Below are 24275 nucleotides of genomic sequence, written 5' to 3' on the forward strand. Positions count from 1 at the left end.
AGGCCCCACCCGGGACCCGGCCGCGCAGGCGTCACAGGGCCGGCCCTACGAGGGGCGGCAACGCTCCCCGGGCCCGTCGTGCGCCCTGGGATCTCCCGCCGTCCTTGGCGAGGAGGGCGGGAGATCCCCGGCTGCGGTGCCGGGACGCGGTGCAGCCGGTCCAGCCGGTCCAGCCGGCGTCCCGGCGTCCCGGCGCGCCGGGTCCGGCGAAGGTCTCGGTCCAGTCGTCCAGGCACAGGTCGTAGGGCGCAAGGCCTAGCGATTCCGGTTCCCGCGCCAGGTGCCGGAAGCGGATCCCCTCCGTACGCTCAGGCAGTATGACCGCAGCCGAATCCGTGGCCCCACAGGCCGCCGCCCCGCACGACGACCCGGCCGACGGCATACTCGGGCGCCGTCACCGGGCGCTCACCCTGGGCATCATCTCGGTCGTCTCCCTCATCGCCTTCGAGGCGAGCGCGGTCAACACCGCGATGCCCGTCGCCGCCCGCGCCCTCGACGGCATCGGCCTCTACGCCTTCGCCTTCTCGGCCTTCTTCACCGCGAGCCTCTTCGCGATGACGCTGTCGGGGGAGTGGTGCGACCGCTCGGGCCCGCTCCTCCCCCTCTTCACCGGCATCGCCGCCTTCGGCACCGGCCTGGTGATCGCGGGCTCGGCGCAGCGCATGTGGATGTTCGTCGCGGGGCGCGGGGTGCAGGGCCTCGGCGGCGGGCTGGTGATCGTCGCGCTGTACGTGGTGGTCGGCCGGGCGTATCCGGAGCGGCTGCGCGCCTCGGTCATGGCCTCGTTCTCGGCGGCCTGGGTGGTGCCGGTGATCGTCGGCCCGCTGGTGGCGGGCGCGGTCACCGAGCAGCTCGGCTGGCGCTGGGTGTTCCTGGCCATCCCGGTGCTGGTCCTGCTGCCGCTCGCGGTGATGCTCCCGGCCCTGCGCGCCCTGCCGCCGGGCACGCCGGCCGGGGCGCCGGACCGGCGCCGCATCCTGCTGGCGCTGGCCGTCGCGGCGGGTGCCGGGCTGCTGCAGTACGCGGGGCAGGACCTCACGCCGTGGGCCCTGCTGCCGGCCGCCGCCGGGCTCGCCCTGCTGGTGCCCTGCATACGGCGCCTGCTGCCGTCCGGCACGTTCCGCGCCCGCCGCGGGCTGCCGTCGGTGGTGCTGCTGCGCGGCATCGCGCAGGGCTCCTTCGTGGCCGCGGAGAGCTTCATCCCGCTGATGCTGGTCACGGAGCGCGGCCTGTCCGCGACGCTCGCGGGCTTCTCCCTCACCGGCGGCGGGCTGAGCTGGGCGCTCGGTTCGTACACCCAGAGCCGCCGCCGGGCCGAGCCGTACCGCGAGCGGCTGATGGGCCTGGGCATGGGGCTGGTGGCGCTCGCCGTCGTGCTGATGGCGACGGTGCTGGTGCACGGCGTGCCGGTGTGGCTGGCCGGGGCGTCCTGGGTGTTCGGCGGCTACGGCATGGGCCTGACGATCTCCAGCGGCGCGGTGCTCCTGCTGAAGCTGTCCCGGCCGGGCGAGGAGGGCACGAACGCAGCCTCCCTGCAGACGTCGGACGCGCTCGGCAGCATCCTCCTGGTCGGGCTGGCCGGAGTGCTCTTCGTCTCGTTCGGCGGGGGCTCGGTGAGCGGGGCCACGGCCGGTTCCGCGGCCCCGCCGCACGCCTTCGCGGCGGTCTTCGCGGCCGCGGCGGCGTTCGCGCTGGTGGGCGCGTACGTGGCCGGCCGGCTCGCGCCGCGGGAGGCCGCCGGCGGTGGTGTGACCTCGGTCCCACCCTCGGGTGACCCCGGGGCGTAACCCCGGAGCGTGAACCGCGGCCCCGGTAGGCTGACGCGGTTGCCCACCGCCGCCGAACCAGCCGACGGAGACCGTGACTACCACCACAACGAACCACCATCTCTCCCCTGCTTTCCCCGGCCGGGCCCCCTGGGGTACCGCGAACAAGCTCCGCGCCTGGCAGCAGGGCGCCATGGAGAAGTACGTCCAGGAGCAGCCGCGCGACTTCCTCGCCGTCGCCACCCCCGGCGCCGGCAAGACGACCTTCGCCCTCACCCTGGCCTCCTGGCTGCTGCACCACCACGTCGTCCAGCAGGTGACCGTCGTCGCCCCGACCGAGCACCTGAAGAAGCAGTGGGCGGAAGCGGCGGCCCGGATAGGCATCAAGCTCGACCCGGAGTACAGCGCCGGCCCCCTCGGCCGCGAGTACCACGGCGTCGCCGTGACCTACGCCGGCGTGGGCGTGCGCCCGATGCTGCACCGCAACCGCTGCGAGCAGCGCAAGACCCTCGTCATCCTCGACGAGATCCACCACGCCGGCGACTCCAAGTCCTGGGGCGAGGCGTGCCTGGAGGCCTTCGAGCCCGCCACCCGCCGGCTCGCCCTGACCGGTACGCCCTTCCGCTCGGACACCAACCCGATCCCGTTCGTGACGTACGAGGAGGGCAACGACGGCATCCGCCGCTCCTCCGCCGACTACACGTACGGATACGGCAACGCCCTCGGCGACGGCGTCGTCCGCCCGGTCATCTTCCTCTCCTACAGCGGCAACATGCGCTGGCGCACCAAGGCGGGCGACGAGATCGCGGCCCGCCTCGGCGAGCCCATGACCAAGGACGCCGTCTCCCAGGCCTGGCGCACCGCGCTCGACCCGCGCGGCGAGTGGATGCCGAACGTGCTGCGCGCCGCCGACCGCCGGCTGACCGAGGTGCGCAAGTCCATCCCGGACGCGGGCGCCCTCGTGATCGCCTCCGACCAGGAGTCCGCCCGCGCCTACGCCAAGCTGATCCGCGAGATCACCGGCGAGGGCGCCACGCTCGTGCTGTCCGACGACAGCGGCGCCTCCCAGCGCATCGACGACTTCTCGCACGGCACCGACCGCTGGATGGTCGCGGTCCGCATGGTGTCCGAGGGCGTCGACGTGCCCCGGCTCGCGGTCGGCGTCTACGCGACGACGATCTCCACGCCGCTGTTCTTCGCCCAGGCCGTCGGCCGCTTCGTGCGCTCCCGGCGCCGCGGCGAGACGGCGTCCGTCTTCCTGCCCACCGTCCCCGACCTGCTGACCTTCGCCAACGAGATGGAGGTCGAGCGCGACCACGTCCTCGACAAGCCGAAGAAGGGCGACGGCGAGGAGGACCCGTACGCGGAGGAGGACAAGCTCCTCGCCGAGGCGGAGCGCCAGCAGGACGAGGACACCGGCACCGACGACCAACTCTCCTTCGAGGCCCTGGAGTCGGACGCGGTCTTCGACCGGGTGCTCTACAACAACGCCGAGTTCGGCATGCAGGCGCACGCGGGCAGCGAGGAGGAGCAGGACTACCTCGGCATCCCCGGCCTGCTGGAGCCCGAGCAGGTGCAGCTGCTGCTGCAGAAGCGGCAGGCACGCCAGATCGCGCACAGCCGCAAGCGGCCGGACGAGGAGGCGGACCTCCTCGAACTGCCCGCCGAGCGGCGCCCGGTGGTCACCCACAAGGAGCTCCTGGAGCTGCGCAAGCAGCTCAACACGCTCGTCGGCGCCTACGTCCACCAGAGCGGCAAGCCCCACGGCGTCATCCACACCGAACTCCGCCGCGTCTGCGGCGGCCCGCCGAGCGCGGAGGCCACGGCGGGCCAGTTGAACGAGCGCATCAAGAAGGTGCGCGAGTGGGCGACGCGCATGAAGTAGGGCACGCGCCCCGCCTCCCGGACCCATCGGGGCCGGCGTCCGCATGATGGGACGTCGGCCCCGATATCCGTAATTCGGCCCTGGCCTGACCGGATCGCGGGCAGACTCTTCCGCTGAGCGGACCGGCGGCGCTACGGTGCCGGTCACGCACACGCCCCGTGGCAGCGCCGCCGCGGAGCGCAGCCGGTACAGAAGAGCTGCAAGAAGCGACAAGCCGCCGGCGGCCTCTCCTCGCGCGCTGCCGGCTGCGGACCGGCGGCGCACCCCACCCCGAGAGCCGCCATACATCGGAGGAGGGGCGTCGTGACAGCGGAGACCTCGCAGACGCTCGACCGGGGACTGCGCGTCCTCAAACTGCTCGCCGACACCGACCACGGCCTGACCGTCACCGAGCTGTCCACCCGGCTCGGGGTCAACCGGACGGTCGTCTACCGCCTGCTCGCCACGCTGGAGCAGCACGCACTGGTCCGCCGGGACATCGGCGGCCGGGCCCGGGTGGGCCTCGGAGTGCTGCGGCTCGGCCGCCAGGTGCACCCGCTGGTGCGCGAGGCGGCCCTGCCCGCCCTGCGCTCCCTGGCCGAGGACATCGGGGCCACCGCCCACCTCACGCTCGTCGACGGCACCGAGGCGCTCGCGGTGGCCGTCGTCGAGCCGACGTGGACGGACTACCACGTGGCCTACCGCGCGGGCTTCCGCCATCCCCTGGACCGGGGCGCGGCCGGCCGCGCCCAAATCGCCCCCCGCCGCGGGGAGACCGACAGCCCCCGCTACGCCCTCACCCACGGCGAACTGGAGGCCGGCGCGAGCGGCGCGGCGGCGCCGCTGCTCGGCGTCCTGGGGATCGAGGGCAGCGTGGGCGTGGTGATGCTCACGGACACGATCCCCGACCGCGTGGGCCCGCGCGTGATGGAGGCGGCCAAGGAGGTCGCCGACGCCCTGAGGTGACCCCGGCGTCCCGCACGCCGTACGCCCTCGCCGCGCCTCGCCCGGCGAGGGCGCATGTCACGGAAGGGACGCCGGTGAACTAGATTCGCTGCATGCCCGCTCCGACCACGCCTGCTCCGGCCGCGCCCGCTCCGGCCGGGCGGCCCGCCCGGTCCCGCCGCGCCCGGACCCTCGCCGTCTGTGCCGTGCCCGTCGTCGCCCTGCTCGCCTCCGTGCCCTTCGTGCCGCTGCCGTTCTCGGTGGCGCAGCCCGGCTCGACGGTGGACGTGCTCGGCTCCCACGAGGGCAAGCAGGTGATCGAGATCGAGGGCGCCACCGCGCGGAAGACCACCGGTCAGCTGCGCATGACCACGATCGTGGTGACGGGCCCGCGCGTCGACGTGGACCTGGGCGACGTGATCAGCGGCTGGTCCCGTACGGACCGGGCCGTGATGCCGCACGACGCCGTCTACCCCGTCGGTGACTCCGACGAGGAGGTCGACGCGCACAACCAGGAAGAGATGAAGAAGTCGCAGGACGCGGCCACCGACGCCGCCCGCCGCTACCTGCACCGCTCGCCCGGCGAGCTGAAGGTCGGCCTCAGCCTCGGCGACGTGGGCGGCCCGAGCGCCGGGCTGCTCTTCACCCTCGGCATCATCGACAAGGTCGACGGCGACGGCCGCGGCGGCGAGCTCACGGGCGGGCGCACCATCTCCGGCACGGGCACCATCGACCCCGACGGGACCGTCGGCGAGGTCGGCGGCGTCCCGCTGAAGACGCAGGCGGCCCGGCGCGACGGCGCGACGGTCTTCCTCGTCCCGAAGGCCGAGTGCTCGGCGGCGAAGGCCAACCTGCCCAAGGGGCTGCGGCTGGTCCCGGTGGAGAAGCTGCAGGACGCGGTCAAGTCGCTGCGGGCCCTCGCGTCGGGCGACGAGAACAACGTCCCCACCTGCTGACCTCCCAGCCCGGCGGAGCGCTCAGCGGGTGATGAACCCCTCCCTCACCAGCCACTCCTCCGCGACCTCCCGCGGGTCCTTCCCCGCCACGTCCACCTCGGCGTTGAGCTCCCGCGCCACGTCGTTGTCGAGCCGTGCCGTGATGGGGTCCAGGACGTCCTTGATCGCCGGATACCTGCGCAGGGTGGCGCTGTTGACCTCCGGCGCGGCGTTGTAGTTGGGGAAGAAGCGCCTGTCGTCGCGCATGACGACGAGGTGCATGGCCGCGATGCGGCCGTCGGTGGTGAACACCTCGCCGAAGGTGCAGGAGCGCCCGCCGGAGACCTGGGTGTAGATGATGCCGCCGTCCATCTTCTGGACGCGGGAGGCGGGCACGTTCATGCCGTACGCCTTCGCCATGCCCTGCAGCCCGTCGTCGCGCGCCGCGAACTCGGTCTCCACGCACAGCGTCGCGGCGCCCGGCGCGCGCCTCGACAGGGCGGCCACCTCCGAGAGCGTGCGGGTGCCGTACGCGCGGGCGCCGGCGCGGCTCATGGCCAGGGCGTAGGTGTTGTCGAGCGCGGAGGGCGCGAGCCAGGTGAGGCCGTTGCGGGCGTCGGCGTCGCGGACGGCCCGCCACTGCCGCTGCGGGTCGGGGATCGGCTCGTCGTGGCCGAGGTAGGTGATCCAGGCGGTGCCCGTGTACTCGTACATGGCGTCCGCGCCGCCGGACCGGACCGCCTCGCGCGCCCCGACCGAGCCCTGGATGTTGGTGCGGTCCAGCACGCTCGCGCCGGCGGCCTTGAAGGCGAGGCCCATGATCTGGCCGAGCACGATGTTCTCGCTGAAGCTCTTGGAGGTGACGGTCAGGGAGGCGCCCTTGAGCGGCAGGCCCTGGCCGACCGAGCCGGGCCGGACGCCGTCGGCCAGGGGGGAGCCGCTGGTCAGGCCGCAGCCGGCGGACGTGGCGGCGAGCAGCGCCAGCGCCAGGACCGGCGCCGCCCGGCGCGCTCTTCGGCCGCCCATGTCAGGACGCCCCCAGCCCGCGCGGCCGCAGCAGCAGCTCGGCCAGGGACGCCATCCAGTCCACCAGCAGGGCGAGCGCCACGGTCAGGACCGACCCCAGCACCAGCACCGGCATCCGCTGGTTGGTGATGCCCGACGCGATCAGGTCGCCGAGCCCGCCGCCCCCGCCGAAGTAGGCGAGCGTCGCCGTGCCCACGTTGAGGACGAGGGCCGTCCGCACGCCCGCGAGGATCAGCGGTACGGCCAGGGGCAGTTCGACCCGGCGCAGCACCCCCATGGCCGACATGCCGATGCCGCGCGCGGCCTCCACGAGCGTCGGGTCGATGGCGCGCAGCCCCGCGATCGTGTTGGCGAGCACGGGCAGCACCGCGTAGACGACCATGCCGACGAGCGCGGCCCGCATGCCGATGCCCAGCCAGATCACCAGCAGCGCCAGCAGGCCGATCGCGGGCGTGGCCTGGCCGACGTTCGCGACGGCGACGACGGGGGGTGCGGCGGGGCGCAGCCGGCGGCGGGTGAGCAGGATGCCCAGCGGGATGGCGATGACCAGGACGAAGAAGGTGGAGACGACGGTGAGGACGACGTGCTGCCGCAGGCGCAGCCAGACGTTGCCGTCGGCGATGGAGTTCCGGGCGATGGAGTCGAGGTCGGCGCCGCGGAACCACAGCCAGGTCGCCAGCAGCAGGGCCAGCAGGAAGGCGGGCAGGATCGTGAGCTTCTGCCAGGTGACGCGGCGGGGCGCGGCCCGCGGGGGAGAGCCGGGCGGGGGAGAGCCGGGCGGGGGCCCGGGCGGGCCTGCCCGTCCCGGGGCGTCGTCCGTGCCGGATGCCGCGCCGTCCGCCGCCGCGCCGCCGACCGTCCCGGCATCCTCCGGGCGCACTACGGCGCGGAAGGCCGCGTACCCCGTGTCGTCGTGCAGGCCGTCCGGCCGGCGGGCCCGCCCGCCCGGCTGCCCGTTCACGCCAGCTCCTCCGGTGCGTCCGTCGTGCCCTCCTGCTCCTCCAGCACCTGCTGGGCCCGCTGCTCCTCCAGCAGGTGCTGGTGCTCGACGGCGTCCAGCCGGTCCTCCTCCAGCAGTTCGTGCACGGAGTTCATCAGCGTCTCCATGTCGACGACGCCCTCGTAGCGGCCGCGCCGCCCGGTGACCGGCACCCGGCCCGCGTTGTCGATGAGGACGGCCTCCAGCGCGTCGCGCAGCGTCGCGTCGCGGGTGACGGTGTCGTGCACGAGGGTGCCGGCGCGGACGAGGGAGCCCTTGGCCCGCATCAGGTCGCCGCGCCGCAGCCATTTGTACGGGCGGTGGTGCCGGTCCAGCAGCAGCACCTCGTTGGCGGTGCCCGCGCGCAGCCGGTCGAAGATCGTCTGCAGGGGGTCGTCGATGGTGGCGGTGGGGAAGTCGACGACGCCCACGTCCCGTACGCGCGTGAGGTTGAGCCGTTTGAGGGCCGCGCCCGCGCCCACGAAGCCGGAGACGAAGTCGTCGGCGGGGTTGGTGAGGATGGCCTCCGGGGTATCGAACTGGGCGATGTGCGAGCGCTCGCGGAGCACCGCGATCCGGTCCCCGAGCTTGATGGCCTCGTCGAAGTCGTGGGTGACGAAGACGATCGTCTTGTGCAGCTCGTGCTGCAGCCGGATCAGCTCGTCCTGCAGGTGGTCGCGGGTGATCGGGTCGACCGCGCCGAACGGCTCGTCCATCAGCAGCACCGGCGGGTCGGCGGCCAGGGCGCGGGCCACCCCGACGCGCTGCTGCTGCCCGCCGGAGAGCTGGCGCGGATAGCGGCCCTGGAACTCGCCGGGGTCGAGCCCCACCAGGTCCAGCATCTCCTCCACCCGCTCGCCGATCCGCCGCTTGGACCAGCCGGTCATGCGCGGCACGAGGGAGATGTTCTGCGCGACGGTCATGTGGGGGAACAGCCCGGAGGCCTGGATCGCGTAGCCGATCTTGCGGCGCAGCCGGACCGGGTCGATGCCGGTGACGTCCTCGCCGTCGATGCGGATCCGGCCCGACGTCGGCTCGATCAGCCGGTTGATCATCTTCATGGTGGTGGTCTTGCCGCAGCCGGACGGGCCGACGAAGACCACCAGCTCCCCGGCCTTGATGTCCATGTTCACGCAGTCCACGGCGGGGGTGGGATTGCCGGGGTAGCGCTTGGTGAGGTTCTCCAGGGAGATGGTGGCGCCGGAGGTCCGCGCCCGCTCCTCCGGGGGGCGCGCAGCGGCCTCAGCCACGGATCCCGCCCGGGATCGTCAGCCGCCCGACCAGCACGTACGCCGCGTCGAAGAGCAGGGCGAGCACGATGATCCCGAGCGTCCCGGCGAGCACCTGGTTGAGGGCGTTGGCGCTGCCCAGCGACGAGACGCCGCGGAAGATCTCGTTGCCGAGGCCGGGCCCGGAGGCGTACGCGGCGACCGCCGCGATTCCCATGATCATCTGGGTGGCCACCCGGATCCCGGTGAGGATCGGCGGCCAGGCCAGCGGCAGCTCGACGCGCAGCAGCCGGGCCGCCCGGGACATCCCGATCCCCGTCGCCGCGTCCACGAGCGAGGGGTCCACGCCCCGCAGCCCCACCACCGCGTTGCGGACGATCGGCAGCAGCCCGTAGAGCACGAGCGCCGTGACCGTCGGCGCCACGCCCAGGCCGGTGAGCGGCACGAGCAGGCCGAGCAGGGCCAGCGAGGGGACGGTCAGCAGGGTCGCCGTCGTGGTCACCGCCAGGTTCCCGGCCCACTCGCTGCGGTACGTGAGGACGCCGATCACCACGCCCACGAGGGTGGCGATCACCATGCACTGGAAGACGGCGCTCGCGTGCTGCCAGGCGTCCGCCAGCAGCTGGGCGCGGCGGCCGGCCACGTACTGCCAGAAGCTCACCCGCTCGCCTCCCTCCGCGCCTGGGCGCCGCCACGGTCAGGGCCGGTGCGGGTCCTGCGACGCCTGCTGCACCAGCGGGATGATCCGCAGCGGCACGGCGTTCTCCATGACGATCGCCGTGGAGGCCCGCACGATGCCATCAAAACCCACAACGCGGTCGATCACACGCTGGAGGTCGGCGTTCGAGCGTGCGACCAGACGGCAGAGCATGTCGCCGCGCCCGGTCGTGGTGTGCAGCTCCAGCACCTCGGGCACGGTCGCGAGGTGCGCCCGGACGTCACCGCCCTGCCCCTGCTTGATCTCCAGCGTCGCGAAGGCCGTCACCGGATAGCCCAGCGCCGCGGGGTCCACGTCCGGGCCGAAGCCCCGGATGACGCCCTGCGCCTGCAGCCGGTCCAGCCGCGCCTGCACGGTCCCGCGCGCCACGCCCAGCCGGCGCGAGGCCTCCAGCACGCCGATCCGCGGCTCCTCGGCCAGCAGCTCGATCAGCCGGCCGTCCAAACGATCGATCGCCATCCGGTCCTCCCAGTGGTCAGCATGTACAGAACGACCGGTGTTACCCGCGGTCTGCTTTGCAATATGCCCAGTGAATACGCAAACTATTGCGCACCTTGTGGATCGGCGGGACGCTGCGGCCATGACACAGACCACCGATCACACCCCGCACACCGCACGGCAGGCAGACCCCTTCCCGGTCAAGGGGATGGACGCGGTCGTCTTCGCCGTCGGCAACGCCAAGCAGGCCGCCCACTACTACTCCACCGCCTTCGGCATGAAGCTCGTCGCCTACCGCGGCCCCGAGAACGGCAGCCGCGAGACCGCCTCCTACGTCCTGGAGTCCGGCGGCGCGCGCTTCGTCCTCACCACGGTCATCAAGGCCGCCACCGACCACGGCCGCTTCCTCGCCGAGCACGTCGCCGAGCACGGCGACGGCGTCGTCGACCTCGCCATCGAGGTGCCGGACGCCCGCGCCGCCTACGCCTACGCCGTCGAGCACGGCGCGACCGGCCTGGAGGCCCCGCACGAGGTCACGGACGAGCACGGCACCGTCGTCCTCGCCTCCATCGCCACGTACGGCAAGACCCGCCACACCCTCGTCGACCGGTCCGCGTACACCGGCCCGTACCTGCCCGGCTACGTCGCCGCCAAGCCGCTCGTCGAGCCCGGTGAGCGCCGCTTCCAGGCCATCGACCACTGCGTCGGCAACGTCGAACTCGGCAAGATGAACGAGTGGGTGGCGTTCTACAACAACGTCATGCACTTCACGAACATGAAGGAGTTCGTGGGCGACGACATCGCCACCGAATACTCCGCCCTCATGTCGAAGGTCGTCGCGGACGGCACCCGCAAGGTGAAGTTCCCGCTCAACGAGCCGGCCATCGCCAAGAAGAAGTCGCAGATCGACGAGTACCTGGAGTTCTACAACGGCCCCGGCGTCCAGCACATCGCCCTCGCCACGAACGACATCGTCGCGACCGTGCGCGCCATGCGGGCCGCGGGCGTGCAGTTCCTCGACACCCCCGACTCGTACTACGACACGCTGGGGGAGTGGGTCGGCGAGACCCGCGTCCCCGTCGACACCCTGCGCGAACTGAAGATCCTCGCCGACCGCGACGAGGACGGCTACCTGCTCCAGATCTTCACCAAGCCGGTGCAGGACAGGCCCACCGTCTTCTTCGAGATGATCGAGCGGCACGGGTCGATGGGCTTCGGCAAGGGCAACTTCAAGGCGCTCTTCGAGGCGATCGAGCGGGAGCAGGAGAAGCGGGGCAATCTCTGACGGTCCCGGGGCGCAACCCCGGTTCGGGAGGGGGCGGGCAGGGGAAGGACCCCCGCATGGGCGAACTGATCGAGCACCTGCGCGAAGGCCTACCCGAAGAGGCTGTCCTCACCGACCCCGACGTCACCGCGTCGTACGCCAACGACATGGCGGGCTTCTGCACCGCGGGCCAGCCGGCGGTCGTCACGCTCCCCCGCACCGTGGAGCAGGTGCAGCACATCATGCGCACGGCCACCGCCCTGCGGGTCCCCGTCGTCCCGCAGGGCGCCCGCACCGGCCTGTCCGGCGCGGCCAACGCCGCCGACGGCTGCATCGTGCTGTCCCTCGTCAAGATGGACCGCATCCTGGAGATCGACCCCGTCGACCGCGTCGCCGTCGTCGAACCGGGCGTCGTCAACGCCGTCCTCTCCCGCGCCGTCGCCGAACAGGGCCTCTACTACCCGCCCGACCCGTCCAGCTGGGAACAGTGCACCATCGGCGGCAACATCGGCACCGCCTCCGGCGGCCTGTGCTGCGTGAAGTACGGCGTCACCGCCGAGTACGTCCTCGGCCTCGACGTCGTCCTCGCCGACGGCCGGCTGCTCAGGACGGGCCGCCGCACCGCCAAGGGCGTCGCGGGCTACGACCTCACCCGCCTGTTCACCGGCTCCGAGGGCAGCCTCGGCGTCGTCGTCCGGGCCGTCCTCGCGCTGCGGCCCGCACCGCCCCAACAGCTCGCGCTCGCCGCCGAGTTCCCCTCGGTCGCCGCGGCCGGCGAGGCCGTCCGGCAGATCATGGCCCGCGGCCACGCCCCCTCGCTGCTGGAGCTCATGGACCGCACGACCGTCCGCGCCGTCAACGCCATGGCGAAGATGGGCCTCCCGGAGAGCACCGAAGCGCTCCTCCTCGCCGCCTTCGACACCCCCGACCCCGCGCAGGACCTCGCCGCCGTCGCCGGGCTGTGCACGGCCGCCGGTGCCGACCAGGTCGTCCCCGCCGAGGACGCCGCCGAGTCCGAGCTGCTCCTGCAGGCCCGCCGGATGGCCCTCACCGCCCTGGAGACCCTCCGGCCCGCCACCATGATCGACGACGTATGCGTGCCCCGCTCCCGCCTCGCCGACATGCTGGAGGGCACCGCGGAGATCGCCCGCAAGTACGGGCTCACGATCGGCGTGTGCGCCCACGCCGGCGACGGCAACACCCACCCCGTCGTCTGCTTCGACCCCGCCGACGCCGACGAGTCGCGCCGCGCCCGCGAGTCCTTCGACGCGATCATGGCCCTCGGCCTGGAGCTGGGCGGCACGATCACCGGCGAGCACGGCGTGGGCGTCCTGAAGAAGGAGTGGCTCGCGAGGGAGCTGGGCCCCGTGGGTCTGGAGATCCAGCGGGGGATCAAAAGGACCTTCGACCCGCTTAACCTCCTGAACCCGGGCAAAGTGCTGGACGCGTAAGGCACTTGACGCGGGCCGGGGGAAGAGCGCTACGCGCCCAGGATCTCCCGCAGCGCCGCGTCCAGCTCCAGCCGCTCCCGCTCCGACCCCGGCGCCACCACCCGCAGCGTCCGCTCCAGCCACGCCGACACCGCCGGCGCCGGGGCCTCCAGCAGCGCGGCGCCGTCCGGCGAGGACAGCGCCATGCGCACCACGCTGCGCCCGTCCGTGCGCGTCGGCCACACCCGTACGTCCCCGCTGCCGCACGGCCGGAACACCCCCTCGACCAGCAGCTCGCGCGCGAACGTCCAGTGCACCGGGGCCTCCGAGGTGACGTGGAAGGCGATGTGCACCGCGTACGGGTCGGCCGTCCGGTAGCTCAGCCGCGACGGCACGGGGATGCTGCGCTCGGGCGACAGCACCAGGTCGATCTCCAGCTCTCTTTCCACCACGGTGTGCATGAAGTGCGCCCTCTCTGCTCTGCTTCTCTCGGTCCGTGGCCCCTCGCGAACGGGCCCGCACCGACAGAGAGCGCAACGACCCCCACACCATTACGCGACTTCGCCGAACCGGTGCGCCGGTCGCACGTGTGAGTGGTCCCGCCCGCGGGACGGCCGCAGAGTGGAGAGCCGTCTGGTAGACCTGTGTGCAGCGCGCCCGGTTGCCTTTTGTGCATAGAGGTCATGGAGGCAGGGGAGCAGCGCGCCCCACGTCGCTCGAGTGCGGCAGACTGCTTGTCGTCGCCCGCCCCACCGAGCACCGACACCGCAGTACGGCCGAGCAGATACGGGACATCGGAGACCATGAGCGCCCCTTCCTCAGGATCCGCCGACAACAGCCCCGTGGAAGGGTTTTATCCGGACCCTTCCATTCCTGGCTATATCCGTTACTGGAGCGGCACCGCCTGGGTGCCCGGTACCAGCCGGCCGGCGCCCGCCGAGGGCGAGCCGATGCCCGCGCCGCCCGCCGGTCTCGCCAAGCCCGCGGCGCCCGCGCTCGCCTCGCCCGTGCCGCCGACACCGCGCCGCTCCGGCCCCGACCGGCAGCCGGTCGCCCAGCAGCCCGACGAGACGGGGCCGATGTTCCTCGACGAGGAGCCGGCCCTGCGCGAGGCCCGTTCGGAGCCGGCCCCCGCCTGGCGGGCGGAGCCCGCCCGGCAGGAAGGCTTCGGCGGCGACCAGGACCGGCGCGTCTCCTGGGGCGAGGGCTCCGGCGCCGGGCTGCCCGGGCCCCGCGACCCGCGCGTCGCCTCTCCCGCCGCCGGCCCGGCCCGCTCCGAGCCGCGCGGCCCCGAGCCGCAGCGCGCCGAAGAGCCCGCGGCCCGGGCGGAGAGCGGCGTCCCCGCCGTCCGGCCCGGCGGCACGATGCAGCTGCGCACCTCCGGCAAGCCCGTTCCGCCCGCCGGCGCCCCGGGCCGGCCGGATGCCCGGGTGGAGGAGGCGCAGGCCCAGCCGCCCGCCGGGCCGCAGACCGTGCCGCCCGAGCGCCGGGCACTGCCCGCCGTGGCCCCGGCGGCCGCGCTGCCCGCTCCCGCGCGGTCCGCGCCCGCCGCCCTGCCCGAGCCCCGCCCGCAGGAGCAGCCCCGCCCCCGCACCGCGGAGCAGGCCCGGCCCGCGGCCGGCGGCTGGGCCCAGCAGGTGCAGCAGCTGGCCCAGCAGCAGCCGCCGGCCGCCGCCTCCTCCTCCGAGGCGGCCGCGCCGTGGAAGCCCCCGAAGGACGACCCCTTCCTGCGGGCCGCGCAGGAGCAGGGCCGCCCCGCGTCGCTGGGCCGGCGCCTCGCCGCCCGCCTGATCGACTCCGTCGTGCTGGGCGCCGTCGTCGGCGCCGTGGCCGTGCCGCTGTGGGCCAAGGCCGTCGCCCATATCGACGACAAGGTCGCGCAGGCCAAGCAGTCCGGCGAGACGGTCACGGTCTGGCTGCTCGACGGCACGACCGGCGCGTATCTGGCCGTCGTGCTGGGTGTCCTGCTCGTCGCCGGCGTGCTCCTGGAGGCGCTGCCCACCGCCAAGTGGGGCCGCACCCTGGGCAAGCGGCTGTGCGGCACGCGCGTCCTGGACATCGAGTCGCACGACACCCCGCGCTTCGGGGCGGCGCTGCGCCGCTGGCTGGTGTACGGGGGGCTCGGCGCGCTGGGGATCGGTGTGATCGGCGCCCTGTGGTGCGTGTTCGACCGCCCGTGGCGGCAGTGCTGGCACGACAAGGCGGGCCGTACGTTCGTGGCGGCGGGCAAGCGCTGACCCGGACGGCGCAGCGCCGGATGCGCGATGCCGCACCCCGGGTTCTACTCGGGCCATGAGCACCGAGCCGCCGCCCGAGGACGACCCGTTCAAGAAACGGCCGACGGAGCCGCCCCTGCCGCCGTACGGGTCGCCCCCGCCGGGCACTCCGCCACCGGAGGGCGGCGCGTACGCCGGCGGCGGCCGGCCGCCCGGCTCGGAGGTGCCCCCCGGCGGTGGCCCGTACGGCACCCCGCCGCCCGGCCCGGGCGGCGGCCCCGGCAACCCCTACGGCGCTCCGTTCGGCGCCGCCGACCCGCTCGCGGGCATGCCCCCGCTCGCGAACCGGTTCAAGCGGCTCGTCGCCCGCATCATCGACGCGCTGCTCGTGTCGATCCCGGTCACCGCGGTCTTCAAGGCCGCGATGTGGGACTGGGATCCGGCGAACTGGAACGACGGCCGGTCCACGAGCCTCGGCATCATCATCGCCGTCGTCTACTTCGTCTACGAGGGGCTGATGCTCACCAAGCGGGGGCAGACCGTCGGCAAGATGGTGATGAGCATCCGGGTGGCGATGCTGGAGAACGGCGCGATCCCCCAGGGGAGTCCGGGCTGGACGCGCGCCGCCGTGTACAACCTGCCGCAGGTGGTGCCCTGCTGCGGCTTCCTCTTCTGGCTGGTCAATGTGCTCTGGTGTACGTGGGACATGCCGTACCACCAGTGCATCCACGACAAGGCGGCCAAAACGGTGGTGGTCTCAACCGTGCAGTGAGTGCTCAGTGCGGTCAGTGCAGTGAGTGCTCGCTCAGTCTCGACTCGGTGGGCAGGGGAGCGCGCTGCCGGGGCACCCGGGGCCTGCGGGAGCCGGCGCGTGGCATCGGGAAGGCGACGGCGACGAACAGGCCGAGCGCGAGCGCTGCGACGGCGATGACCGCGATCCCGAACCCCGAACTCGTCTGCGAGAGCAGCAGCATGGCGAGGGTCGAGAAGACGACGGTGGCCGATCCGTAGGTTATCTGTGCGGGGGTCGGACGCGGCATGGCGGGATCCGTCCTCGGAGCAAAGGTGTGGGTGCGGAGCCGGCTGGTGCGAAGAGCGTGCGTACAGCAATGGTGTACACCAAAACGACTCTACGGTCCTGTCTGCCCTAGCGGAACTGCCGGTAAGCGTGACCTAACACACGGTGCCGGAGCACGGGGGGCGCACGGAGTCATCCGCCGGTTCAAGGGGTCGGGCGAGCGCGCCCGTTGGTGTCCGAAATCCGCAACATAAAGGTCGGATAACGTACTTGCTCTCTCGCTTGTAGTCAAGGTCTGTCTTTTCCGGCGTCACTCCGGTCAAATACCTCCACAGTTGTCACTGGGGAGGACATTCACAAGTGAAGAGCAGCCAACGGAGGCTCGCCAGATCCGCCGCCGTGGCCACGACCGTCGCGCTCGCCGCGACGGCCCTGGCGACGGGGACCACGGCCGGGATCGCACAGGCGGCCACCACTGCCGGCACGCCGTCGAGCATCGAGCGCCACGACCCGGAGCAGGCCGGGAAGGGCGTCGAGCACGACCTCAAGGGCCCGTACGCGAAGAAGCGGGAGGCGCAGCGCAAGGCTGCCCTCGACAAGGTCATATCCGGCGACGCCCGCGTGGAGCAGCGCGGCGCGTCGAAGGTCGTCCAGCTCGGCAAGGGGAAGTACGTCGAGCTCGCCCGGGAGAAGACCGACCGGATCTTCACGATCCTCGTGGACTTCGGCGACAAGGTCGACGACACCACGATGTACGACCCGGACGGGCCGGACGGGCCCAAGCCGCCCGTGAAGAAGTACGGCGGCCAGCCGGGTCCGGCGCACAACCAGATCAAGCAGCCGGACCGCAAGAACGACAACAGCACGGCCTGGCAGAAGGACTACAACCGGGAGCACTTCCAGGACCTCTACTTCTCGCACGACAAGGACAAGGAGTCCCTGGCGAAGTACTACGAGAAGCAGTCCTCGGGGCGTTACACGGTCGACGGCACGGTCACCGACTGGGTCCGGGTCCCCTGGAACGAGGCCCGCTACGGCTCCAACTACTGCGGCTCCACCAACTGCCCCTCCGCCTGGGACCTGGTGCGCGACGGCGTCAACCAGTGGGTGAAGGACCAGAAGGCGGCCGGCCGCAGCGATGCCGACATCAAGGCGCAGCTGGCCACCTACGACCAGTGGGACCGCAACGACTACAACGGCAACGGCAACTTCAACGAGCCCGACGGCTACATCGACCACTTCCAGATCGTGCACGCCGGCGAGGACGAGTCCGCCGGCGGCGGCGCGCAGAAGACCGACGCCATCTGGGCCCACCGCTGGTACGCCTACGGCTCGGACGCCGGCAAGACCGGCCCCGGGAACAACAAGGCCGGCGGCACGCAGATCGGTGACACCGGCATCTGGGTCGGCGACTACACGATGCAGCCCGAGAACGGCGGCCTCGGCGTCTTCGCCCACGAGTACGGCCACGACCTGGGCCTGCCCGACGAGTACGACACCACCGGCACCGGTGAGTCCTCCGTCGCCTACTGGTCGCTGATGTCCTCCGGTTCCTGGCTGGGCCGCGGCAAGGACACCATCGGTGACCTGCCCGGCGACATGAGCGCCTGGGACAAGCTGCAGCTCGGCTGGCTCAACTACGACAAGGCGAAGGCGGCGACGAAGTCGACGCACAAGCTGGGCGTGGCCGAGTACAACACCAAGGACAAGCAGGCGGTCGTCGTCGACCTGCCCAACAAGGCGGTCAAGACCGACGTCGTCCGCCCTGCCGAAGGCTCCAAGCAGTGGTGGGGCGGTCAGGCCGACGACCTGAAGAACACCCTCTCCCGCCCGGTCGACCTCACCGGCAAGTCCAAGGCGAGCCTGGACTTCTCGGGCTGGTGGGACATCGAGGCCAACTACGACTACGCCTACGTCGAGGTCTCCACGGACGGCGGGAAGAACTGGACCCCGGTCGACGGCACGGCCGACGGCAAGTCCGTCCCGCGCGACGGCGGCGACAAGCCCGCCCTGACCGGCCAGTCCGGCGCGTACAAGAAGCTGTCGTACCCGCTCGACGCGTACGCCGGCAAGAAGATCGACCTGCGCTTCCGCTACTCCACGGACGGCGGCACCACCGGCAAGGGCTTCACCGCCGACGCCATCAGCCTCACCGCCGACGGCGCGACCCTCTTCACCGACGGCGCCGAGGGCGACGACAACGGCTGGACGGCGAAGGGCTTCTCGCGCATCGGCGAGTCCTTCACCAAGGAGTACGCGCAGTACTACATCGCCGAGAACCGGCAGTACGTCTCGTACGACACGACCCTCAAGACCGGCCCGTACAACTTCGGCTGGAAGAAGGACCGTCCGGGCTGGGTCGAGCACTACCCGTACCAGAACGGTCTCCTGATCTGGAAGTGGGACACCTCGCAGGCCGACAACAACGTCGGCGTGCACCCCGGTACCGGCCGCATCCTGCCGGTCGACGCGCACCCGCAGATCGAGAAGTGGGCCGACGGTTCGGTCATGCGCAACCGCTTCCAGGCGTACGACTCGCCCTTCAGCTGGTTCCCGAGCGACGGCTACACCGTCCACCAGGACGGCGTCGCGGCCCGCGTGAAGGCCAAGCTCGGCGCGCCGGTCTTCGACGACCGCAAGGGCACGTACTGGAGCAAGGACAACCCGACCGGCGGTGTGCAGGTTACTGACACCAACACCCGGATCAAGATCCTCTGGCAGGCGCCGAGCGGTTCCTCGATGACCGTCCAGGTGAGCCCGTCGGGCAAGTAATCCCCTCAGGATCGGCCTTTGCGCAGGTCAGAGCGGTGTCGGCCGTCGCCCTCTAGCGGGCGGCGGCCGATCGCGTTTAGATGACTGGCGTGACGCTGTTATTGACACCCCGGCCCGGGGAGAGGTGACGCGGGCATGGCAGGCGGTGGTTTCTGCAAGCTGCCGGGCGGCAGTGTGGTCGTGGCCCTGTACCTTCCCGGGCCGCCCGGCGGGGGCGCGTCGCCCGGAGCCCGGGTGCGGGTGCTGGTGCACGCCGCGAACCGGGCGCGCGCGCTCACGCGCCTGCGGAACCTGGGCCTGCGGGCGGTCTACCTGCGCGGCAACACGGAGCCGCCGACGCCGGACGAGATAACGGCGGTCCTCCACCATCCGGACGGGCTGGTCTGGCGCGCGGCGCCGGACGACGACACGGAGTCGTGGCACGGGATACGGACGCTGTTGCGCAGCCCTGCTGCGTAGGGAGTGCGCACGGATCGGCACCGCCGGATGCGCCGACGCTGGTTGCGCGCCGCTGCGGCGGGTGGAGTGCCCCGGTCCCGCCCTTTCGCCGTTTCCTCCGGAGGAGCCGGGGCGAAGCCCCGGAAAATCTCCGCCGCGGCGGAGATCAGCCACCGCGCACGTGGCCGGCGGTGCCGAGCCCGCCCGGGCCGTACGTCACCCGGTCGCAACCACTGGCTTGCCGGACAGTTCGACGCCCGCCTCACGGAGCTCGCCGAGCGCCCGCTCGGTCGTCCCGGGGGCGACCCCCGCCGTGAGGTCGAGCAGCACCTGGGTCGAGAACCCCTCCCGCGCCGCGTCCAGCGCGGTGGCGCGGACGCAGTGGTCCGTGGCGATCCCGACGACGTCGACCTCGGTCACCCCCCGCTCCCGCAGCCAGTCCGCCAAGGACACCCCGTTCTCGTCGGTGCCCTCGAACCCGCTGTACGCGGCCGCGTACGCCCCCTTGTCGAAGACGGCGTCTATCGCCCCGGAGGCGATGACGGGAGCGAAGTTCGGGTGGAACCCGGACCCCTCCGTGCCGGCGACGCAGTGCGGCGGCCAGGTGGTCTCGTAGTCCGGCTCGGCGGAGAAGTGCGTGCCGGGGTCTATGTGGTGGTCGCGCGTGGCGACGATGTGCCGGTACCCGGCGGTGGCCTCGCCGACGAGGTCGGTGATGGCCGCGGCCACGTCCGCCCCGCCCGCGACCGCGAGGCTGCCGCCCTCGCAGAAGTCGTTCTGCACGTCGACGATGATCAGTGCACGCTGCATAGTGCGGATCCTTTGTGGAAGGGCCCTCGGCCGACAGTGCGGATCACGACTGTACGGATCGCCTCTCTGTGACCGAGGGTAGTGACTTCCGTTGCGCAATGGGAGAGGGACCCGGAGCGGGGGAGGCCCACCGGGCGCACGGGGAGCGTCAGAGGTACTCGGTGGGCAGTACCGGCTCACCGCGCGAGAGCTGGGTCGCGGAGAGCGGGAGCCCGGCCCGGGCGGCGGCGTGCCGTTCCCGCACGGTGTCCAGCGGCTCGCGGGCGACGACCTCGCCGCCGCGGACGAGCTCCACGATCAGCTGGTGGTCCGCGAGCTCCGGCGGCACCGGCCCGGTGCCGACGACCTCGGCCTCGGCGACCCCGGCCGCGTCGGGCCGGCGCGCGGCCCACTTGCGGCCCCCGATGGAGGCCTTGCCGCCCATGGACTTCTTGGCGACGGGCCGCAGCGGGGCGTTGGGGCCGGGCTCGTCCGCGCGGGCCACGAGCTTGTAGACCATCGAGCAGGTGGGGTGCCCGCTGCCGGTGACGAGCTGGGTGCCGACCCCGTACGCGTCGACGGGGGCCGCGGCGAGCGAGGCGATGGCGTACTCGTCGAGGTCGCTGGTGACGACGATCTTCGTCTTGGCGGCGCCCAGGTCGTCCAGCTGCTGCCGGACCCGGTGCGCGAGCAGCAGCAGGTCGCCGGAGTCGATGCGGACGGCGCCGAGCTCCGGGCCCGCGATCTCCACGGCCGTGCGGACGGCCTCGGCCACGTCGTAGGTGTCGACGAGGAGGGTCGTGCCCCCGCCGAGCGAGTCGACCTGGGCCGTGAAGGCGTCGCGCTCGCTGTCGTGCAGGAGCGTGAAGGCGTGCGCACTGGTGCCGACGGTCGGAATGCTGTAGCGGAAGCCGGCCGCGAGGTCGGAGGTGGAGGTGAAGCCGCCCACGTAGGCGGCGCGGGAGGCGGCGACGGCCGCGAGCTCGTGGGTGCGCCGGGCGCCCATCTCGATCAGCGGGCGGTCGCCGGCGGCCACGGCCATCCGGGACGCCGCGGCGGCGACGGCCGAGTCGTGGTTGAGGATCGACAGGATCACGGTCTCCAGCAGCACCGCCTCGGCGAAGGTGCCCTCGACGCGCAGGACCGGCGAGCCGGGGAAGTAGACCTCGCCCTCGGGGTAGCCCCAGATGTCGCCGCGGAAACGGTAGTCGGCGAGCCAGGCGAGCGTCGGCTCGTCGACGATCCGCTGGGCGGCGAGGAAGTCCAGGACGCCGCTGTCGAAGCGGAAGTTCTCCACGGCGTCCAGGACGCGGCCGGTGCCCGCCACGACGCCGTAGCGGCGCCCCTCGGGCAGCCGGCGGGTGAAGACCTCGAAGACCGAGCGGCGGTCGGCGGTGCCGGACCGCAGCGCGGCCTGCAGCATCGTGAGTTCGTACCGGTCGGTGAAGAGGGCCGTCGACGGAACGTCCACCGGCAGCCTCAAGTCCGCAGCGTTCATGGAACCAGATGCTACCCCCAATACTCGTCAGTCTGACGATTTCTACGCAGGGAAGCCTGTGAGGCCCGGCACCCGCCCGGCACCCGCCCGACGCGCGGCCCGGGGGCACCCCCCTTTGTGCATCGCAAGCCCCCGAGTGGCAGCATGGGAAACGTGAGTGTTGCACCGGTCGAGATCGAACGCACCGAGTCGAGCGAGTCCCCGTACGCGGTGGCCGAGCCCGACGTTCCCTGGGTCACGCTGGTTCACAACGACCCCATCAACCTCATGAGTTATGTGACGTATGTCTTCCAGGCGTACTTCGGCTACTCCAAGGACAAGGCCCACAAGCTGATGCTCGACGTCCACCACAAGGGGCGCGCCACCGTTTCCAGCGGCAGCCGCGAGGAGATGGAGCGCGACGTGCAGGCGATGCACGGCTACGGGCTGTGGGCGACGCTGTCGCAGGACCGTTGATGGCCGGCCACTTCGAGCCGCTGTCCGGCGGCGGGGCCGCCGTGGCCCTGGACGAGGTCGAGGTCTCCATCCTGCGCAGCCTCGCGGTCCAGCTGCTGGAGCTGATCGGCCCGGGCGACACCGAGGGCCCCGAGGGCGCCGACCCGCTCGCGCGGCTCTTCGCCGAGGGCCCCAGCGAGCCGCCGGCCGATCCCGCCCTCGCCCGGCTCTTCCCCGACGCCTACGGCGACCCGGGCGCCGGGCAGGACCCGCAGCAGCGCGCGTACGCCGCCGAATTCCGCCGCTACACCGAGAACGACCTGCGCGACCGCAAGCGCGAGGACGCCCTCGCGGTCGTCCGCTCGCTGGACGCCCTCGCGGTGGCCGGAGACGCCGGAAACGACGTGGCCGTCCTGCGCCTCACACCCGAGGAGTGCCGCCGCTGGCTGGGCACCCTCAACGACCTCCGGCTGACCATCGGGGCGCGGCTGGAAATCACCCATGAGGACGACAGCGAGGCGCTGCTCCGGCTGCCGGACGACGATGCGCGCAAGCCGATGGTGATGGCCCATCTCTGGCTCGGCGGACTGCAGGAAACGCTGGTAGATGCACTGATGGGATGATCGATCAAAGCGTCCGGGCGTCCGCTCAGGGAACAATCAAGTCCGGATAACGATCGGATCACCGTAACGGTGCCTGTTAACACTCCTTTTCCTTATTGTCCGCATTTCTTTGTGGTCTGCGTCACTGGTCCATGATCGGCATTCAGACGATCTACCGGCCACTCGTGGTACATCTTTGCGACCTGCCTCCGTGACGCCACCCATGTTCACGGCGGGAGCGCTGAGCCGGCCGACCGTCGGCACTCGCAGGACTCCATCCGGGGGGATCGGAACCCGATCCGGAGCATCCGGATCGGTATGGAGAAAGGCGCACCACCATGACCTCTGAGCAGGTCGCGGCACGTACCGCGGACGCAGTCGCGGAAACGGGCCACAAGGGAAGCGGCAAGTCGGCTTCCGAGGGTTACGAGCGGGGACTCGGTAACCGCCAGATTCAGATGATCGCCATTGGTGGCGCCATCGGCACCGGCCTCTTCCTCGGCGCGGGGAAGGCCATTTCCAAGGCCGGACCCAGCCTGATCCTGGCTTATGCCATAGCCGGTCTGGTCATCTTCTTCATCATGCGAGCGCTCGGTGAGCTGCTCATGTACCGCCCGGTGTCGGGCTCCTTCTCGGACTACGCCCGGGAGTTCCTCGGTCCCTTCTGGGGCTATGTGACCGGATGGACGTACTGGCTCTTCTGGGTCGTCACCGGAATCGTCGAGGTGACCGCCGCGGCCTCCTACGTGCAGTACTGGACCCATTCCATTCCACAATGGGTCGCCGCGCTGGGCTTCACCATCCTCCTGTACTTCGCCAACCTGATCTCCGTGAAGCTCTTCGGTGAGCTGGAGTTCTGGTTCTCCATGGTCAAGGTCACCGCCATCATCGGCATGATCCTGATCGGTATCGGCGTGCTGACCATCGGCTTCTCCGACGCCGGTGACACCGCCACCGTCTCCAACCTCTGGAACGACGGCGGCTTCTTCCCGCACGGCATCGGCAACACCCTGATGACCCTGCAGATCGTGATGTTCGCCTTCCTCGCCGTCGAGCTGGTCGGCGTCACCGCGGGCGAGGCCAAGGACCCGGAGAAGACGCTCCCCAAGGCGATCAACACCGTGCCGTGGCGCATCGCCGTCTTCTACATCGGCGCGCTGATCATCATCCTGGCCGTCGTCCCGTGGGGCGAGTTCATGCCGGGCGTGAGCCCGTTCGTCGCCGCCTTCCAGAAGATCGGCCTGCCGGCCGGTGCGGGCATCGTCAACTTCGTCGTCCTCACCGCGGCGCTGTCGTCCTGCAACTCGGGCATGTACTCCACCGGCCGCATGCTGCGCGACCTGTCGCTCAACGGCCAGGGCCCGAAGTTCTTCGGCGAGCTGACCAAGCGCGGCCTGCCGCTGCGCGGCACCACCTTCTCCGCCGCGCTGATGCTCGTCGGCGTCTGGATCAACTACCAGTGGCCGGGCAAGGCGTTCGACTACGTCGTCTCCTTCGCGACCATCTCCGGCATGTGGGCGTGGATCGTGATCCTCGTCGCCCAGCTGCGCTACCGCCGCAAGGCGGACCGCGGCGAGCTCCCGCAGTCCGCGTTCCGTGCCCCCGGCGCCCCGTGGACCAGCCTCTTCGCGCTCGCCTTCATCTTCATGGTGATCGTGATGATGGGCATCGACGCGGACGCTCGGGTCTCGCTGTACTGCGCCCCGGTCTGGGCCGCGATCATGTGGGTGTCCTACCTCGTGCTGAAGCGCCGCAACCCGCAGGCCTTCGAGCGCAAGGACTACTCGCAGGCCGCCGTCGAGGCCGTCAAGGTCGACCAGGCCGCGTAAGGCCTGACGGAAGGCCTCCTAAGGCCGTCCGGCATCCGGGCCCGCCCGTACCACCGACTGGTACGGGCGGGCCCTTCGCCTTGT

22 protein-coding genes are annotated in these 24275 nt (G+C 72.0%); 13 read left to right on the forward strand and 9 right to left on the reverse strand.

Features of this window, described 5'->3' with window-relative positions:
* Positions 1-317: 317 nt before the first annotated feature.
* The 4 genes from ACOTKD_RS27595 (at position 318) to ACOTKD_RS27610 (ending at position 5531) form a co-directional block, all read left to right on the forward strand.
* Positions 318-1787 carry an MFS transporter gene (locus ACOTKD_RS27595; protein WP_424891685.1) on the forward strand — a complete coding sequence of 490 codons (1470 nt, stop codon included), beginning with the start codon at positions 318-320 and terminating at the stop codon, positions 1785-1787.
* Between the two features lie 73 nt (positions 1788-1860).
* Complete coding sequence (locus tag ACOTKD_RS27600; protein WP_359103899.1) at positions 1861-3651, forward strand: DEAD/DEAH box helicase; 1791 nt, start codon at positions 1861-1863, stop codon at positions 3649-3651.
* A 303-nt stretch (positions 3652-3954) separates the two neighbouring features.
* Positions 3955-4596, forward strand: a complete 642-nt coding sequence (locus tag ACOTKD_RS27605) for an IclR family transcriptional regulator (RefSeq protein ID WP_424891686.1) — start codon at positions 3955-3957, stop codon at positions 4594-4596.
* A 92-nt stretch (positions 4597-4688) separates the two neighbouring features.
* Positions 4689-5531, forward strand: a complete 843-nt coding sequence (locus tag ACOTKD_RS27610; protein ID WP_424891687.1) for a hypothetical protein — start codon at positions 4689-4691, stop codon at positions 5529-5531.
* A 21-nt stretch (positions 5532-5552) separates the two neighbouring features.
* Here the strand turns inward: ACOTKD_RS27610 and ACOTKD_RS27615 are convergent, their stop codons facing one another.
* From ACOTKD_RS27615 to ACOTKD_RS27635, 5 genes are read right to left on the reverse strand one after another with little or no spacing between them, the layout of a single operon-like run.
* The gene (locus ACOTKD_RS27615) at positions 5553-6536 is read right to left on the reverse strand and encodes a glycine betaine ABC transporter substrate-binding protein (protein ID WP_424891688.1); all 984 of its coding nucleotides are present in this window, start codon (positions 6534-6536) and stop codon (positions 5553-5555) included.
* Position 6537: 1 nt separating this feature from the next.
* Complete coding sequence (locus ACOTKD_RS27620; protein WP_424891689.1) at positions 6538-7497, reverse strand: ABC transporter permease; 960 nt, start codon at positions 7495-7497, stop codon at positions 6538-6540.
* Positions 7494-8765: a betaine/proline/choline family ABC transporter ATP-binding protein gene (locus ACOTKD_RS27625; RefSeq protein ID WP_424891690.1), complete on the reverse strand. Its 1272-nt coding sequence runs from the start codon at positions 8763-8765 to the stop codon at positions 7494-7496. Before ACOTKD_RS27625 ends, ACOTKD_RS27620 begins: the two co-directional genes overlap by 4 nt.
* Positions 8758-9405: an ABC transporter permease gene (locus ACOTKD_RS27630; RefSeq protein ID WP_424891691.1), complete on the reverse strand. Its 648-nt coding sequence runs from the start codon at positions 9403-9405 to the stop codon at positions 8758-8760. Before ACOTKD_RS27630 ends, ACOTKD_RS27625 begins: the two co-directional genes overlap by 8 nt.
* A 36-nt stretch (positions 9406-9441) precedes the next feature.
* Positions 9442-9921, reverse strand: a complete 480-nt coding sequence (locus ACOTKD_RS27635; RefSeq protein ID WP_424891692.1) for an Lrp/AsnC family transcriptional regulator — start codon at positions 9919-9921, stop codon at positions 9442-9444.
* Positions 9922-10042: 121 nt separating this feature from the next.
* On the opposite strand from ACOTKD_RS27635, the gene hppD reads away from it, so the two are divergent.
* Positions 10043-11185 carry a 4-hydroxyphenylpyruvate dioxygenase gene (hppD, locus tag ACOTKD_RS27640; protein ID WP_424891693.1) on the forward strand — a complete coding sequence of 381 codons (1143 nt, stop codon included), beginning with the start codon at positions 10043-10045 and terminating at the stop codon, positions 11183-11185.
* 56 nt (positions 11186-11241) lie between these two features.
* Positions 11242-12615 carry an FAD-binding oxidoreductase gene (locus ACOTKD_RS27645; protein ID WP_424891694.1) on the forward strand — a complete coding sequence of 458 codons (1374 nt, stop codon included), beginning with the start codon at positions 11242-11244 and terminating at the stop codon, positions 12613-12615.
* Positions 12616-12644: 29 nt separating this feature from the next.
* On the opposite strand, the gene ACOTKD_RS27650 is transcribed toward ACOTKD_RS27645, so the two are convergent.
* On the reverse strand, positions 12645-13055 hold the full coding sequence (locus ACOTKD_RS27650) for an SsgA family sporulation/cell division regulator (protein WP_424891695.1): 411 nt from the start codon (positions 13053-13055) through the stop codon (positions 12645-12647).
* Positions 13056-13397: 342 nt separating this feature from the next.
* Here ACOTKD_RS27650 and ACOTKD_RS27655 point away from each other — a divergent pair, with 342 nt between their 5' ends.
* Both ACOTKD_RS27655 and ACOTKD_RS27660 read left to right on the forward strand, forming a co-directional pair.
* The gene (locus ACOTKD_RS27655) at positions 13398-14831 is read left to right on the forward strand and encodes an RDD family protein (RefSeq protein ID WP_424891696.1); all 1434 of its coding nucleotides are present in this window, start codon (positions 13398-13400) and stop codon (positions 14829-14831) included.
* 55 nt (positions 14832-14886) lie between these two features.
* Positions 14887-15582, forward strand: coding sequence for an RDD family protein (locus tag ACOTKD_RS27660; protein ID WP_424891697.1), 696 nt, complete (start codon positions 14887-14889; stop codon positions 15580-15582).
* A gap of 13 nt (positions 15583-15595) precedes the next feature.
* Here ACOTKD_RS27660 and ACOTKD_RS27665 read toward each other — a convergent pair whose 3' ends face one another.
* Positions 15596-15850, reverse strand: a complete 255-nt coding sequence (locus ACOTKD_RS27665) for a hypothetical protein (protein WP_424891698.1) — start codon at positions 15848-15850, stop codon at positions 15596-15598.
* A 338-nt stretch (positions 15851-16188) separates the two neighbouring features.
* Here ACOTKD_RS27665 and ACOTKD_RS27670 point away from each other — a divergent pair, with 338 nt between their 5' ends.
* Complete coding sequence (locus tag ACOTKD_RS27670) at positions 16189-18600, forward strand: immune inhibitor A domain-containing protein (protein WP_424891699.1); 2412 nt, start codon at positions 16189-16191, stop codon at positions 18598-18600.
* 135 nt (positions 18601-18735) lie between these two features.
* A complete protein-coding gene (locus tag ACOTKD_RS27675; RefSeq protein WP_424891700.1) occupies positions 18736-19059 on the forward strand; it encodes a hypothetical protein in 324 nt (107 codons plus the stop codon).
* Between the two features lie 195 nt (positions 19060-19254).
* Here ACOTKD_RS27675 and ACOTKD_RS27680 read toward each other — a convergent pair whose 3' ends face one another.
* Together ACOTKD_RS27680 and ACOTKD_RS27685 are read right to left on the reverse strand one after the other, a co-directional pair.
* Positions 19255-19848 (reverse strand): isochorismatase family protein, encoded by a 594-nt coding sequence (locus ACOTKD_RS27680; RefSeq protein ID WP_424891701.1) that lies wholly within the window; start codon positions 19846-19848, stop codon positions 19255-19257.
* A gap of 148 nt (positions 19849-19996) precedes the next feature.
* The gene (locus ACOTKD_RS27685) at positions 19997-21325 is read right to left on the reverse strand and encodes a nicotinate phosphoribosyltransferase (protein ID WP_424891702.1); all 1329 of its coding nucleotides are present in this window, start codon (positions 21323-21325) and stop codon (positions 19997-19999) included.
* Between the two features lie 144 nt (positions 21326-21469).
* Between ACOTKD_RS27685 and clpS the strand changes: the two genes are divergently transcribed.
* The 3 genes from clpS (at position 21470) to ACOTKD_RS27700 (ending at position 24191) form a co-directional block, all read left to right on the forward strand.
* The gene (gene clpS, locus ACOTKD_RS27690) at positions 21470-21781 is read left to right on the forward strand and encodes an ATP-dependent Clp protease adapter ClpS (protein WP_235485935.1); all 312 of its coding nucleotides are present in this window, start codon (positions 21470-21472) and stop codon (positions 21779-21781) included.
* Entirely contained in the window at positions 21781-22383 is a 603-nt protein-coding gene (locus ACOTKD_RS27695) for a DUF2017 domain-containing protein (protein WP_424891703.1), read from the forward strand. The genes clpS and ACOTKD_RS27695 overlap by 1 nt, the downstream gene beginning before the upstream one ends.
* A gap of 317 nt (positions 22384-22700) precedes the next feature.
* Complete coding sequence (locus tag ACOTKD_RS27700; RefSeq protein WP_424891704.1) at positions 22701-24191, forward strand: amino acid permease; 1491 nt, start codon at positions 22701-22703, stop codon at positions 24189-24191.
* The last annotated feature ends 84 nt before the right edge of the window (positions 24192-24275 follow it).

Origin of the sequence: Streptomyces sp. XH2, from assembly GCF_049725035.1 — a bacterium.
GTDB classification, from domain to species: domain Bacteria; phylum Actinomycetota; class Actinomycetes; order Streptomycetales; family Streptomycetaceae; genus Streptomyces; species Streptomyces roseoverticillatus.